Consider the following 14637-nt stretch of genomic DNA (forward strand, 5'->3'; position numbering starts at 1 on the left):
TTTTTTGGGGCGCTTCCCCTACCCGTTTATGGTGTATTTTTTTAGTTCAGTAAATCTGTTGCTGTTATTTTCTGTTTGCTTCCATTTAGTCTAAACTCCAGAATTCAGCTTTTTGGACTATGGACTATTGACCATTGACAAAAAGCATGAAAAATATCTGACACTGCGTAAGTCCTAGATCCTTAACTAAATCGTCTTGGGTTATGGAGTTATGGCGATCGCTCCTTGGTGGGAAATCAAAAGTTTATTGAATATCTGCAATATTGTTAACTAATTCAGATAAAATAATAAATTTGTCTGTTGCATCACATTTATTAGTATATGTCCAAAACATACACCGTTGAAGTTATCCATCAAGGTGAAAGCCACACTTTACAAGTCCCGGAAAACGAAACTATCTTATCTGTAGCTGATGCTGCTGGTTTAGAATTACCTAGTTCTTGTCATGCAGGTGTTTGTACAACTTGTGCGGGTAAAATTATTTCGGGAACTGTCGATCAAAAGGATGGTATGGGCGTTAGTCCAAAGTTACAACAACAAGGTTACGTGTTGCTTTGTGTAGCTAAACCTCTGTCTGATATCAAAGTGGAAACAGAAAAAGAAGATACACTTTATCAACTGCAATTTGGCAAAGACTAATTTAACAATGAAGTATTAAGGCTAAAGGATGAAAAATTGACAGAAATTGCTCTTTTAATACTTCATCCTTTATGCTGATATCAGTTATTCTAGAAACACAGTTCGCGAGAATAAGCAACGATGACTACCCATTTTATTACCGCAGAAATCGACCTCCAAGAAACTCCCACAGAGTTAGAGCAAGCGATCGCCGCCGAATTGCAAAAACAAGGCGAATCTTTACGATGGGCGATTACTGCTGTGGATACAGAACAACAAAAGGCTACTGTGGAAGCTGTTGTGACTACAGCAAGTGCAGAGTAACGAGTAACGAGTTCTGAGTAGTTGAATATGAAACAAAAGTTAAACTACTGATGATTAATCTGACTACTCAGCACTCAGGAATTGATATGCAACGTCCATATACTGCTATTTTAATTGTACCAACTGGCGTTGGAGCAGCAATCGGCGGTTATGCTGGGGATGCTTTACCAGTAGCCAGAGTTATCTCACAGGTGTGCGATCGCCTGATAACCCATCCCAATGTCCTCAACGGTGCGAGTTTGTACTGGAATCTACCCAATACTTTCTATGTGGAAGGTTACGGACTTGACAAATTTGCCGCAGGGTGCTGGGGTTTGCGTCCCGTCCATAAAAATAAAATAGGTTTGCTTTTAGACCAGGGGATAGAGCCAGAATTAAGGCTGCGACACTTGCAAGCAGCCGATGCAGCCAGAGCGACATTAGGCTTAACCTTGACAGATTATGTAATTACAGATACGCCATTAAATATAGAATTACGTAAATCGCCATCGGGGATTAGTTGGGGAACCATTGGTAACCCCGATAGTTTATTAAGAGCAGCAGAAGTATTAATTAAACAAGCTGGTGCAGATGCGATCGCAGTAGTCGCCCGTTTCCCCGATAATATGGAAACCGAAGCAGTCGAAAACTACCGCCAAGGTAAAGGCGTAGATCCCCTAGCAGGCGCAGAAGCCGTTATTAGCCATTTAATTGTGCGTACCTTTCAAATTCCCTGCGCCCATTCTCCCGCATTAGCTGCTGCACCACCAGAGGCAAATTTATCTCCCCGTTCCGCCGCCGAAGAATTAGGCTATACTTTTTTACCGTGCGTACTTGTCGGTTTAAGTCGCGCACCACAATTTATCATAGAGAAAGGAACGAGCAAATATCTACCAGAAGATATTTGGGCAGAACAAATTGATGCTGCAATAATACCAGCAACCGCTTGTGGTAATAGTGCAATTCTCAGCTTAAATCACAGCCGATGCCAAATTATCACAGTTGCGGAAAATCAAACTCAAATCCAAGTTCCTCCTCAACCCTTAGGGATCAAATCCATCCAGGTAAACTCCTATTTAGAAGCAGTCGGTGTATTAGCCGCACACAAAGCAGGCGTCGATCCTCATATTCTCCATCCACAAATCAATTCTTTAAAGCAACTGAATTATTAGTCAACAGTCAACAGTCAATAGTCAACAGTCAACAGTCAATAGTCAACAGTCAATAGTCAATAGTCAACAGTCAATAGTCAACAGTCAACAGTCAAATAGAATTCTTAATTTTGAATTTTGAATTTTGAATTTTGAATTTTGAATTGTTTGTCCCCCTTCCCTTCCCCTAAACACCCGTGGTTGAACAACAAAAACAAGAACCAGAAATTCCTTACCTAACACGCATCCAAGTACTAGGAGCGATGGGAGCGACTGCTATCATTTTGTGGATAGTCGCCAAACTGTGGTTGCGCTTTGGTGGAGTGTCGATATTTCCTTGGCGTTGGCATGAACAAGATTTACTCTTAGGGGTGGGGTTGGGATTAATTATCACTACTTTGAGTGGTTTAACTTATCGCTTGATCCCCGCCTATCGTAAAAGTGCAGATTATTACTTAGATTTAGTACTCAAACCTTTAGTTTTACCAGATATTATTTGGCTGGGATTACTACCAGGATTAAGTGAAGAATTATTATTCCGAGGTGTGATGATTCCTGCTTTAGGTGCGGATCATGTAGCTGTTATCGTCTCCAGCCTTTGTTTTGGTGTATTGCACCTGAGTGGTTCCCAACAATGGCCTTACGTGCTGTGGGCAACAATTGTTGGTTTAATGTTAGGATACAGCGCAATATTGAGTGGTAACTTATTAGTACCAATTATTGCCCATATTATCACTAATTTGATTTCTAGTTATATGTGGAAATTGCGCAAAGGGTAAACAAAATAATTCACTACATCTATTGATATTTTCCCTCAAAAATGTAGTGATGAGCAATGTCCATCACTACATTTTTTTTAACTTTTAAACATGATTGAGGAGAAGCGATCGCCTTTGTGCCGCTAGGGCGATCGCCTGTGGTAAAATTCGATGTTCCTCAATTTGAATTCTGGCATGGAGCGTGTCTGCCGTATCCTCTGCTAAAATTGGCACTGCTGCTTGCATAATGATAGGGCCGCTATCTACTTCCAGACAAACTAAATGCACCGTACAACCAGTAATTTTTACCCCCGCAGCTAAAGCTTGTTCTACTGCATGGATACCCTTGAAACTTGGTAATAAGCTGGGATGAATATTAATAATTTGTTCGGGAAAAGCATCAATTAAAACTGGTGTTAACAGCCGCATCCAGCCAGCTAAAATTACCCATTCCACATCATAGTTTTGTAAAGTTTGTACAAGTACCCCATCAAACTTTTCTCGGTTTTTATAATCGCGGTGATTCAATAATACCGCTTCTACACCGCGATTTTTAGCTTTAATTGCCGCTTTAGCATCAGGGTTATTGTAAATTAAAACTTGAATTTGCGCGTTCAGCTTTCCCGTATCAATAGCTTGAGCCACCGCCTCAAAATTGCTGCCATTTCCTGAAGCGAGAATACCTAATTTTATAGGCGTGGTAGATGCGAATTGATGATGAGAAATAGGAGGAGAAATTAAACTAGTCGTAGCCGGATCAACAACAGAACGATCGCTCATAAATTAAGGTCGATAATTTGGATATTTTCTGGTAATTTGGGATTATCAGAAACTTTAGTAAATAAAGTTGCTGTACCAGAAAAAGCTGTAGGTCTAGGTTTACCTGGATCGGTATTATCTAATTGCACTCTTAACTGACCGTTAGCAGTAAATTCAAAAATTGTGAGTGCCTTTTTTTGCTCCTGGGAAATAATCACATCAAGATGCATTGGTTGTGGAGTCGGGTTAATAATATACCCAAATTCCACAGCCATCGGCTTTTGCGAATTAGGCGAAAGAATATATAATTTACCATTTGGCGAGAACACAAAGGTAAGTATTAACTCAGATCCAGGATCTTTACTTTCCCATTGACCTATTAGTTGCTGTGCAATTGGGTTACTTGGCTGATTTGTCGCTGGTGCAGTTGGGGTTGGTGCTGGTGTTGGTGTTGTTTGAGCTAGCACAGCCTTGTTCAAAGTCATTGATAATGCTATAAGTAGGCAGTTAGTCAGCATTGTGCTAGCGATCGCAAATCTGCCAAAGTAGGGGAAAATTTGAGGCATCCGTTTAAGCCAAATCGATTGACAGGATCTTAGCAGCACCTCTTGAGAGAATCACACCCCACCGCATTTCACTGCCAAAATAGTCATGACTAAATCCCGTTCCCATCAAACCCAGCTGCTAGATAATGATACAGTCGCCGCTTGGATTTTTCTCACACCAGCCCTGATTTTACTAGGTTTATTTATCATTTGGCCGATCGCCTATTTGTTTTACCTCAGTTTCACCGCAGGGAGTTTTACCTCCAAAGGAACTTATCTTGTAGGCTTAAAAAATTACTGGCGCTTGCTATTCAATGCCGATTTTTGGCAAGTCTTGGGTAACACTGCTTACTTTACCATTGCCACAGTCATTCCCAGCTTAGTAATTCCTCTAGGGTTAGCAGTATTATTAAACCGTTCTTTGGCTTTGCGGGGTGTCCTGCGCAGCGCCTATTTTTTACCTTCAATTATTTCTCTCGTCGCTGCTGGCTTAGGATTTCGCTGGCTATTCCAAACCACTGGCCCCGTAAACAGCTTTTTAAATATCTTTGCTATCCCATCTATTCCTTGGTTAGGCGATACATTTTGGGCTATGCCAGTACTTATTTTATTAAGTATTTGGAAACAACTCGGCTTTAATATGGTCGTATTTTTAGCCGGATTGCAAGCCATACCCCCCAGCCGTTACGAAGCCGCCGAACTCGATGGTGCAAATGGTTGGCAACAATTTTGGCATATTACCCTCCCCGGATTGCGATCGACTTTAATATTTGCAATTGTTACCACAGCAATATTTACCTTACGCAGTTTTGAGCAAGTTTACGTAATTACAGGTGGCGGCCCTCTGAATACCACAAATTTGCTGGTTTATTACATTTATCAAGAAGCTTTTGGTCAATTTGATTTTGGTTATGCGGCGGCGGCGGCAACAGTACTACTAGCAGTCACCTTAGTATTTGTGTATTTGCAATTGCGAACCTGGGGTGAAGAATCTTAAAGACAGTTTTGTCATCACTCTCACACCCGGAACAAAAATGTTAAATTTATTAAAAATAACCAAATAATTTTCGCTAAACTATGGTTAAACTATCATGTACAGCAACTCAAAATTAGTTGTCACGTAGTTGCCAAAATAGCTGCATAACTGGTTGTCAAATTTAAGTGAAATTAATGATAGTAAAATTACCAGTATATTAGGTCAGGAAAATTCTAACTTTAGGAACTCTTCAAAGGTTTTCCAGCAAAAATGACCTGGCACAAATCAATTTTCCATCACAATAATGGAGTGAGAGTATAAAACTACTCACCATCATTCGTGCAGCGAGTTGACAGTGCATGAGCTACTGCTTAAATCCTACTTGTTCTCATCCAGAAAATTTGGCAACTAGCCGAAGGTGTCAGTCTTGTGGCTCACAACTACTATTAAACAATCGCTATCAGGTGGTTAAACCATTAGGTCAGGGGGGCTTTGGTGCAACCTTTTTAGCCCAAGATCAAGGCTTACCTGGAGAACCCAGTTGTGTGATCAAGCAGCTACGTCCCTCAGCCACCGCACCACATGTTTTACAAATGGCGCGGGAACTCTTTGAGCGAGAAGCTAGAACCTTAGGTAAAATTGGTAACCATCCTCAAATCCCCAGGTTGCTAGACTACTTTGAAGCCCAACAGCAATTTTACTTAGTTCAAGAATATATTAGTGGTGCGACTCTTCAGCAGGAAGTACAACGTAATGGTAGCTTTACAGAAGCTGGAGTCAAGCAATTTTTAAGCGAAATCTTGCCATTGCTGCAGTATATTCACGACCAAAAGGTAATTCATCGCGATATTAAACCAGCTAACTTGATTCGCCGTACTCAAGATTCCCGCATGGTACTAATTGACTTTGGTGCAGTTAAAAACCAAGTCACCCAAGGTTTTCCCGGCCAATCCGAGCAAACAGCATTAACTGCTTATGCAATTGGTACTCCAGGTTTTGCACCTCCAGAACAAATGGCGATGCGTCCAGTTTTCGCTAGTGATGTCTACGCACTAGGAGTAACTTGTATTTATTTATTGAGTGGTAAAACACCTAAAGATATAGAATACAATCCCTCCACAGGGGAAATGATTTGGGAGCCACTGGTACAAGTGAGCGATCATTTAGCCAGCGTGTTGCGGAAAATGCTGGAAGTGTCAGTCCGCAATCGCTACAAGTCAGCCCAAGAAGTACTTAGAGGGTTGGAAATGGAACCCTATCTAGATAGTTTAGCTAAGGGACTGCTGGTTAAATCAGATGGCTCTGTGAAAGAGCAGACACATAACCGGATGGCAGATTCGGCAATTTTGTCCAACAATCCTGCCAGCAATCCCAATAATCTAGGAGTAGCCAATGTAGCAGCCGCTATTAGAGCTAGACGAGCTAAATCTTCAGAAAGCCTGGGATTGCAGCATCGGGGAGCGCGCTCAGGGGTAGTAATGGCAAAACCTACAATGATGGAGAGTAACAATAGTAATAACTCGTCAAATCAAAATCCTAAAGTAGTACGAAAATTAAGTACTCAAGATTTACTAACCGCCTATGTTAAAGGCAGAAGAGATTTTGCTTTACACAATTTAAAAATGCTCAACCTGCAAGGTGCTGATTTATCAGGAACAAATTTCCATTCTGCGCAATTGCAAAAAACTAACCTTCAGGGTGCTAATCTCCACGAAAGTGACTTTGGTAGAGCTAGTCTAAATGAGGCTAATCTGCGAGATGCGAACCTCAGCAAAGCTTACTTTAGCAACGCTGATTTAGAAGGTGCAGATTTACGCGGTGCTGACCTTAGCTATGCTTATCTCAGCAATGCTAATCTCCGCGGTGCTAATCTTTGTGGTGCTAATCTCACAGGTGCCAAAATTACCGATGAGCAACTGGTAGTAGCAAAAACAAATTGGATGACAGTCCGCCCTAATGGCAAACGAGGTTTATTGTAATTTCCGCTTCTTCAGAACAGTAGCTCAGATTTCTTTACTCAACATTAGTAGCTAAAAGGTTGGTGAAAAAACCTAGTGCTGATGATATGGCGATTTTCTTTGCAACAGCTATTTGCTCTATCTAAAATTTTTGAGCAACGGTATCGCTAATGCATATCGTTATTTTAATTATTAATGAAAAATTTTAATAATTTTTTTATATTTATAATCTGTTACATTTTGCTAAAAATAATTTACAATAAAAAATAAACCGAAACAATAATTTTTCATAAAAGATTCTGATGAAATGTATTTATTTTTATTTACCCAAGAAAACTGTTACCTAAAAAACGATCAACTTAACGCCCTAAGCTACCTCTGTTTTTAATTAGTAGCGATAAGTAAATTGTTCACTGATAGTAGGCTGAGAAGAAATATTAATGACCGAAATCAGCAAATCACATTTTTTGCCAATGAAAGGCTTATCTATACAGGCTGAGTTGCAAGAGAAAGAACTAGAACGGCGATTAAGTTTATTTCAAGTATTTCTCAAATTATATGAACAACATAGCAACGTTCTAGATGACTTCCTGCAATTAGAAAACCTAGCTCAAACATCATCAGCAGTAAATAAAATTTACGTCCAAGGTGTTGTAGAGGGTTCTACAGTTTATATAATTACTAATCTGTGTGACCAAAAAACCCAAGCTTTGCAACAAACCCAGGGAATTTGGACTATAGGTAAAGATGAGTGCAATGGTATATCTATTGCCGATCTATATCTATCAGATCGCCATGCAGCGATTCAATATATTGATAATCAAGGCTTCTACTTGATTGACTTTAACAGTGCAAATGGTTCATTTATCAACGGCGAACCAGTTTACCAGCCGACGAAACTTAATGATGGCGATCGCATTCGTTTAGGAATGATAACTTTTGATTTTTTTGTGAATCAGACTCGCTCCACTCTACCCACAGTGGCTGTAGAGTTACTGATGCAGCTTGTACCCGCAAGGGATGATAATTCACTAAATTTACTTAATTCCAGCAGCAACCAAAAAAATTATAAAATTCAGTCTCTGAACGGTACTTTACAAATTACTAAAGGCTCATACTTAATTGATGATTTGAAATATGAGCAATCTCACTTTACTGAAGAAGAAAAGTCTGAGATTTTAGATCGCTTTTTTAGCAAACATAAGTCTCATCTTTTTTAAATTAAAGGCAAAATGAATTAGTTGCCATACCAGTTAAAAAAAGAATGTGACAGATAATGGGATATATAGCTAAATTAACTATATATCCCATCTTTTTGTGTTTATTCTTCTTCTTCTAAATCTTCTTCTTCCTCTTCATCGCTTACCTTAGTGACAGAGTTAGCAGAAACAACTGCACCTTTGTCTAGCTTTTCACGAACTAACTGCTTAATTTGTGCAGCAAAGTCTGGTTTTTCTTCTAGGTATTTGATGGCGTTGTCCCGACCTTGAGAAATATTTTCGCCATTGAAGCTATACCAAGCACCTTTACGGAGCAAAATTCCTGTTTCTTCAGCTAGGTCAACAAGACAACCTATAGTAGAAACTCCTTTGCCAAAAATAATGTCAAATTCCGCAATTCTAAAGGGTGGTGCTACTTTATTTTTTGCTACCTTGACTTTGACGCGGTTACCAAATTCATCTGTACCTTTTTTCAAGGTTTGAATCCGACGAATATCTAAGCGTACCGAGGCGTAGAATTTTAAGGCATTACCACCTGTTGTGGTTTCTGGACTACCATAGGTAACGCCGATTTTTTGCCGCAATTGGTTGATAAAAATTACTGTGCAGCCAGATTTACCAATGTTACCAGTAATTTTCCGGAGAGCTTGGCTCATTAAGCGAGCTTGCAGACCAACGTGAGCATCTCCCATATCGCCTTCGATTTCGGCTCTGGGTACTAGGGCGGCTACGGAGTCAATAACTACAATGTCAACTGCCGCAGAGCGAACCAATTGATCGACAATTTCTAAAGCTGATTCACCTGTATCTGGCTGTGAAACCAAAAGATTTTCAATATCTACACCTAAGGCGGCGGCATAGGTGGGGTCGAGAGCGTGTTCTGCGTCCACAAAGGCAGCAATACCGCCTTCTTTTTGCACTTCTGCGATCGCATGTAGTGCTACTGTGGTTTTACCGGAGCTTTCCGGCCCATAAATCTCAATCACCCGACCTTTGGGTAAACCTCCACCCAATGCTAAATCCAAGGTGAGTGCGCCTGTGGAAATTGTCTCTACTCGCATCCGAGTAGCATCCCCTAAGCGCATGATTGCTCCTTTACCAAAGCTGCGCTCAATCTGGTTGAGTACAATATTCAGCGCTTTTTGCTTGCCAGAAGTATCGGTATTGATAGCCATTCCTGCCTCTAACTAAATATATGGATTTAAGGACTTTTGGGATTGGAGTCTGAGTAGAACAGATATACTATTTTAGCCAGAAAATTCTGGAATTAGAACTTTTTAAACAAGAAAGTATGACAAGATCGTAACTCGAACTGATACATTGACGTTGAACATGACCCTCATACTTTATTTTGGCTTGTACAGGCCTAGTTTGGGGAACTCAGATCGTTATCACTTTCAAGTCGCTACAAATATAGCAGTTCTCGGTTGAATACAATACAGGCTAGGATACCGTGACACACAAGATAATACAGGAGGCAGTAGCTAAGTTGCCTTCTGCCTCCTGTATTCTGGAAATTACTTGTTTTTTCTAGCAAACTACCCACATGAAGATTTAGCTTTTTGTTTAGAGAAATTTTTGCGATATAACAGGTACATCCCTGCTAACAATGAACCAGCAACGGTTGAGGGTTCGGGTACATTGTTTTTTGGGGGAACTGAATCAGGTTTTTTCCCATAACTTACTCTGGCATAAATCTCATGTTCAATGCCAAACTGGTTCTGTGCAAACTCATCTTCCAGAGCAGAGATACTAGTCTGAGGTGGACGGAAAAATGTTGGTCTGCCAAAGCCACCGATCTCAAATATAAATGAATCTACATTATAGATAAATTCGGTTGTGGGTAACGGTGTAGCAAATTCAACACGGTCTGCATAGGCTGCGTCTTTCAGTTCTTGAATATTTTTTGGTTTTGCTGGATTGGGTGTGTTTACTAAATTAAAATTTACTTGTAACAATTTATTTACTGGTTTTTGGCGATCGCCAAAAGATAGAGCCAGATTTAAAGTTACATTTTTGACATTTGTGTCTGCGTAGTTGATAGCGTTAAAGTATTTTAAAGTACCTATTTTCGTCCAAGAGCCTTCATCTGCTGAGAAGGAATTTCCCGTAAATGTCAGTTCATTAGGGTTCTTGGTAGCCGAAATCTTAGCTACTGTACCCCAGCTAAATTTGTTTGTACCTACACCCTGAACCATTGTTGCGCACTCAGGATGGTTCGGGGTCTTTAAGCAAAGGTTAGCTTCATCTAAAATCGGGTTGCTCCATACACCATCCGCGCTACCGGAAAGAGTGAAAGCTTGGGCTTGACTAGAAAACCCAAATGTTGCTAGGGCAAACATTGAACAACCAGATATAGCAGTGGCAAAAACCAAACTAATGTTCATACGTCAGGTTTCGACTCCTACCTGATACCTAACCCATATACCTTAGTAAAGATGCGGAAATAAACCAAGAAGTTTCCGCCAACTTAATTAAATTTTTACACAAGCTTTATATTACTACTTAAAAACTTTATATATTGGTATATATTAAATCCAAGTATAATACAGTATTTTCTTGGACAAGGTAATAGTTAAATTTTTTCAAGCTAGAGAAATTTACAGATATAGCTGTTGACAGTTGACAGTTAACTGTTGACAGACTGAAAAGCCTTTTATGGTCAGGGTTTAATCTTAGCTTGATGTCCTAATCTGTCTGGCTACAGCTATAGATAAAAAATATTGCAGAGGAGTGGAGAGGCAAATACACGCAAAATGTGAATTTTGCCCCTCATCTCCTCTGCAAGTTCAGATTGCGTAGACGCAAAGCGGCTTATCGCTAGACATCGCCACAGCCAAAAGCTATTAGGGCGCTAAGGCGTTACCGCGAATCAAGCTACCAATTGTTTTGGCAGTAATTTTTAATTGAGTTATGGGGTTAGCGGGGACAACTGTTTTGTACAGGTAGCTGTCGAATGTGAGTTTTTGCACATCCAAGTCAGCGCACATTTCTACAAAAGCCTCGCGGGTAGCGTCGGAACGATAAAATACGGTTTGCAGAATGTCTAATACCTTGTAGGTAAGTCCGTATTTTTTATCCCAGCGCTTTAGGTAAACTTTGAGATCGTTTTCTGTGGGGATTTTTTTACCGTTGTCGGACATTTCCACAATGGTTTCGGCACACATCCGCCCAGATTTAGCCGCAAAGTAGATACCTTCACCAGAAGATTTGGTAACGTAGCCTGCTGCATCTCCTACTAAAGCGATTCTACCGACAACGCGGCGAGGACGGGGATGTTCGGGGATGGGGTGGGCTTCAACTTTGATGATTTTACCGCCTGCTAACTTTTCGCTAGCACGGGCGCGAATCCCTGCTTGTAACTGCTTAATGCTGGCTTTATTTACCTGCATTGTGCCAGTACCGACGGCTACGTGATCGTATTTGGGGAATACCCAAGCGTAGAAGTCAGTAGAAACGTCATTACCGACATACATTTCGGCGAGATCGTTGTAATAAGCCATTTTGTCTTGGGGTAGACGAATGCGCTCTTGGAATGCGATCGCATAATTGTAATCCCCAGCATCCATTTCTTTCGCAATCCGGGAATTAGCCCCATCAGCCCCAATTACTAAATCCACTTTTAAGGTTTTAGCAATACCTGTTGAGCCACCTTCTGTATGGTCTACATAATGGATGGTATAGGGGTCAGTATTGTTGGTAGGTATATCAAGTTTATGAACGGTGGCATTAATTAAAATTGCACCTAATTTTGCCGCACGATTCCGGAGGAAGCCATCCAAAACCTCACGGCGGCACATTCCTATATACTCATCTTGATTTATCAGATTGATATCAACTTCTCTATTTGAGGGTGATATCATTTTCATCTTGCGCACGCGGCGATCGATAATTTCCGGTGGTAAGTCAAACTCACTCACCATACACAGGGGAATGGCTCCCCCGCAAGGCTTGGCATTATCTAGCTTCCGCTCGATTAGATAAGTTTCAATCCCAGCTTTTGCCAGTGTTTCGGCGGCAGATGAACCAGCTGGGCCCGAACCAACAACAGCAACCCGTAGTGTCAAAGGTTTTCTCCCAATCTTGAGATTTACCGAAAGCATCCTACCACGGACGTTTGGCTCATTTCTCGCTCTTGCTTCTGGTTTTGACAGAAATGCAATATTCCTTAATATTTCGATACGAATAGCTATGGGGTCAATAGTCAAGAGTCAATGGTCAGAGACGTGATTAATCGCGTCTGTACAATTGTCATTAGTCATTGGTCATTTGTGATTTTTCCTCCTTGTCCCCGATTTTGTTGGGTTGACTTGGTAACTATGCATATTCCTTTTTTGACTGCAATTATGTAAATTTACGTATAAATACTTTGAGAATTGAGTTAAATTTGACCAATCACAAAAATTGATTTGGACTCTCTTTCCGAAATAAAGAAGTATTAGTAATGGAAATTTCTCTATTAGATTCTCTAGGCAGAAAAGCTGGTATTGTGGCAATTACTGGATATCAAAAATACCTTTCTCCCCACAAAGGGTTTGTTTGCGCGCACCGAGTGTTATATGGTGGGGAATCTTGCTCTCAATATGTTAAACGGGTAATTACAGAAGATGGATTTAAAGCCTTACTGACTAAATCTCGTCAGCGATTTCAAGCTTGTAAGCAAGCTAACCGGATTTTGCGATCTGCCAGAGGTGGCGGCGCTTCGCTGTCGCAAGCTGAGGAATCAGAACCAACTGAGGATGAGTCTGACTCAAATCTGCATTCACCAAACAAAAACCCAAAAAAAGCCATAGTGAGCAATGGTAACAAATCTTCCTTCAACAGTAATGACGGTACTTACTGCGTTGATTGTGCAGATTTAGGCTGCAATTGTGCTGAATTTGCGAGCATGAGTCCTGATTGTAGTGTTCTTGATTGTCATGCTTTAGATTGCAGTGCTTTAGATTGTAGCGGTGCTGATTGTAGCTTCCTGGATTGTGGTAGCTGTAGCTAACTAAATAATTTTATTTTTGAGTAGTTCAAAAGTAATGGTCTTATGGTATATATGTAATACGGTAATCCTAGCAATTATTCGTAGATTATTGGCAGGGGAAGAGCAGTGGGCATATTAGTTGAAAATGTATCCAAGAATTTTGGAAGTTTCCAAGCTATCGATCGGGTAGATTTAGAGGTAAAAACTGGTTCTCTTGTTGCCTTGCTTGGCCCATCAGGCTCTGGGAAATCGACCCTGCTAAGGTTAATTGCAGGCTTAGAGTTACCAGATAGTGGCAAAATCTTTTTAACTGGTAAAGATGCCACCTATCAAAGCGTACAGGATCGCAATATTGGGTTTGTGTTCCAGCACTATGCTCTATTTAAGCACAGGACTGTACGTCAAAATATTGCTTTTGGCTTAGAAATTCGCAAGGTTCCCGTTAAGAAAATTCAAGGGCGCGTAGAACAGTTATTAGAACTAGTACAATTGACTGGTTTAGGCGATCGCTATCCTTCACAACTTTCTGGCGGACAAAGACAACGGGTAGCTTTAGCTAGGGCTTTGGCTGTAGAACCAGAAGTGTTATTACTGGATGAACCTTTTGGCGCGCTGGATGCAAAAGTGCGGAAAGATTTACGCGCATGGTTACGTCGGCTCCATGATGAAGTTCATGTTACCACTGTTTTCGTTACCCACGACCAAGAAGAGGCAATGGAAGTCTCCGACGAAATTGTGGTGATGAATAAAGGGCGCGTGGAACAAGTAGGAACTCCAGAGCAAATTTACGATCATCCTGCGAGTTCCTTTGTGATGAGTTTTATCGGCCCGGTAAACGTGTTACCTAGTTCTTCCCGAATTTTCACAAGCAGCGAATTTGAAGTTCCCCATCCAGAAGTATTTTTACGCCCACAAGATGTAATTGTGGAGAAACATGCTAACGGTGCAACTACACCAGCAACCGTGAGCCGAGTTATACATTTAGGCTGGGAAATTCAAGTAGAATTAAGCTTAGATGAAGGACAAGTAGTGATGGCGCATTTAACACGCGATCGCTATAAAGAATTGGAATTAGAACCACAACAACGGGTTTATGTCAAGCCCAAGGATGCTAAATCTTTCCCCTTGTCTTATTCGATTTAAAAAGACTTAGTTTTAATTCCTACATTTTTGTACTAGTCAAAATATTGCATTGAGCAATATTCCGCCAAGAACTGAAGTTCTTGGCTCATAGCTGAAGTCCACTAAAGTGGACTGGGATGAAGTTTAGTCTACTTCAGTAGACTTGAGCTATGAGGCTGGGAATTCATTCCTAGCCGGAATAACAACGAAGCGGGATATGAAAAAGATATGGGTAAAGATTGGGCTACTCCTTCG

At 40.7% G+C, this 14637-nt stretch carries 14 protein-coding genes; 9 read left to right on the forward strand and 5 right to left on the reverse strand.

Annotation, left to right across the window (positions count from 1 at the left end):
* Nucleotides 1–321: 321 nt before the first annotated feature.
* The 4 genes from AACW45_RS20455 (at nt 322) to AACW45_RS20470 (ending at nt 2851) form a co-directional block, all read left to right on the forward strand.
* Nucleotides 322–639, forward strand: coding sequence for a 2Fe-2S iron-sulfur cluster-binding protein (locus tag AACW45_RS20455; RefSeq protein ID WP_190634280.1), 318 nt, complete (start codon nt 322–324; stop codon nt 637–639).
* A gap of 120 nt (nt 640–759) precedes the next feature.
* A complete protein-coding gene (locus AACW45_RS20460) occupies nt 760–942 on the forward strand; it encodes a hypothetical protein (RefSeq protein ID WP_190634281.1) in 183 nt (60 codons plus the stop codon).
* Nucleotides 943–1028: 86 nt separating this feature from the next.
* Nucleotides 1029–2093, forward strand: coding sequence for a DUF3326 domain-containing protein (locus AACW45_RS20465; protein WP_190634282.1), 1065 nt, complete (start codon nt 1029–1031; stop codon nt 2091–2093).
* Nucleotides 2094–2269: 176 nt separating this feature from the next.
* Nucleotides 2270–2851 carry a CPBP family intramembrane glutamic endopeptidase gene (locus tag AACW45_RS20470; RefSeq protein WP_190634284.1) on the forward strand — a complete coding sequence of 194 codons (582 nt, stop codon included), beginning with the start codon at nt 2270–2272 and terminating at the stop codon, nt 2849–2851.
* A gap of 84 nt (nt 2852–2935) precedes the next feature.
* Here the strand turns inward: AACW45_RS20470 and purN are convergent, their stop codons facing one another.
* On the reverse strand, nt 2936–3610 hold the full coding sequence (gene purN, locus AACW45_RS20475; protein WP_190634286.1) for a phosphoribosylglycinamide formyltransferase: 675 nt from the start codon (nt 3608–3610) through the stop codon (nt 2936–2938).
* Nucleotides 3607–4155, reverse strand: a complete 549-nt coding sequence (locus AACW45_RS20480) for a hypothetical protein (protein ID WP_190634288.1) — start codon at nt 4153–4155, stop codon at nt 3607–3609. The genes purN and AACW45_RS20480 overlap by 4 nt, the downstream gene beginning before the upstream one ends.
* Before the next feature lie 85 nt (nt 4156–4240).
* On the opposite strand from AACW45_RS20480, the gene AACW45_RS20485 reads away from it, so the two are divergent.
* From AACW45_RS20485 to AACW45_RS20495, 3 genes are all read left to right on the forward strand, one after another.
* The gene (locus AACW45_RS20485; protein ID WP_190634290.1) at nt 4241–5131 is read left to right on the forward strand and encodes a carbohydrate ABC transporter permease; all 891 of its coding nucleotides are present in this window, start codon (nt 4241–4243) and stop codon (nt 5129–5131) included.
* A 338-nt stretch (nt 5132–5469) separates the two neighbouring features.
* Nucleotides 5470–7089: a serine/threonine-protein kinase gene (locus AACW45_RS20490; RefSeq protein WP_190634292.1), complete on the forward strand. Its 1620-nt coding sequence runs from the start codon at nt 5470–5472 to the stop codon at nt 7087–7089.
* Between the two features lie 452 nt (nt 7090–7541).
* Entirely contained in the window at nt 7542–8288 is a 747-nt protein-coding gene (locus tag AACW45_RS20495; protein ID WP_242045724.1) for an FHA domain-containing protein, read from the forward strand.
* A gap of 101 nt (nt 8289–8389) precedes the next feature.
* Here AACW45_RS20495 and recA read toward each other — a convergent pair whose 3' ends face one another.
* The 3 genes from recA to chlP form a co-directional block, all read right to left on the reverse strand.
* The gene (gene recA, locus AACW45_RS20500) at nt 8390–9463 is read right to left on the reverse strand and encodes a recombinase RecA (protein ID WP_190634296.1); all 1074 of its coding nucleotides are present in this window, start codon (nt 9461–9463) and stop codon (nt 8390–8392) included.
* A gap of 363 nt (nt 9464–9826) precedes the next feature.
* The gene (locus AACW45_RS20505) at nt 9827–10675 is read right to left on the reverse strand and encodes a choice-of-anchor K domain-containing protein (RefSeq protein ID WP_190634299.1); all 849 of its coding nucleotides are present in this window, start codon (nt 10673–10675) and stop codon (nt 9827–9829) included.
* Between the two features lie 459 nt (nt 10676–11134).
* Nucleotides 11135–12391, reverse strand: a complete 1257-nt coding sequence (gene chlP / locus AACW45_RS20510) for a geranylgeranyl reductase (protein WP_096643368.1) — start codon at nt 12389–12391, stop codon at nt 11135–11137.
* Nucleotides 12392–12732: 341 nt separating this feature from the next.
* On the opposite strand from chlP, the gene yidD reads away from it, so the two are divergent.
* Complete coding sequence (gene yidD, locus AACW45_RS20515; protein ID WP_190634301.1) at nt 12733–13281, forward strand: membrane protein insertion efficiency factor YidD; 549 nt, start codon at nt 12733–12735, stop codon at nt 13279–13281.
* Between the two features lie 105 nt (nt 13282–13386).
* Nucleotides 13387–14403 (forward strand): TOBE-like domain-containing protein, encoded by a 1017-nt coding sequence (locus tag AACW45_RS20520; protein ID WP_190634303.1) that lies wholly within the window; start codon nt 13387–13389, stop codon nt 14401–14403.
* Nucleotides 14404–14637 lie beyond the last annotated feature (234 nt).

The organism is Calothrix sp. FACHB-168, assembly GCF_963889195.1.
Classification (GTDB): Bacteria; Cyanobacteriota; Cyanobacteriia; order Cyanobacteriales; family Nostocaceae; genus Aulosira; species Aulosira anomala_A.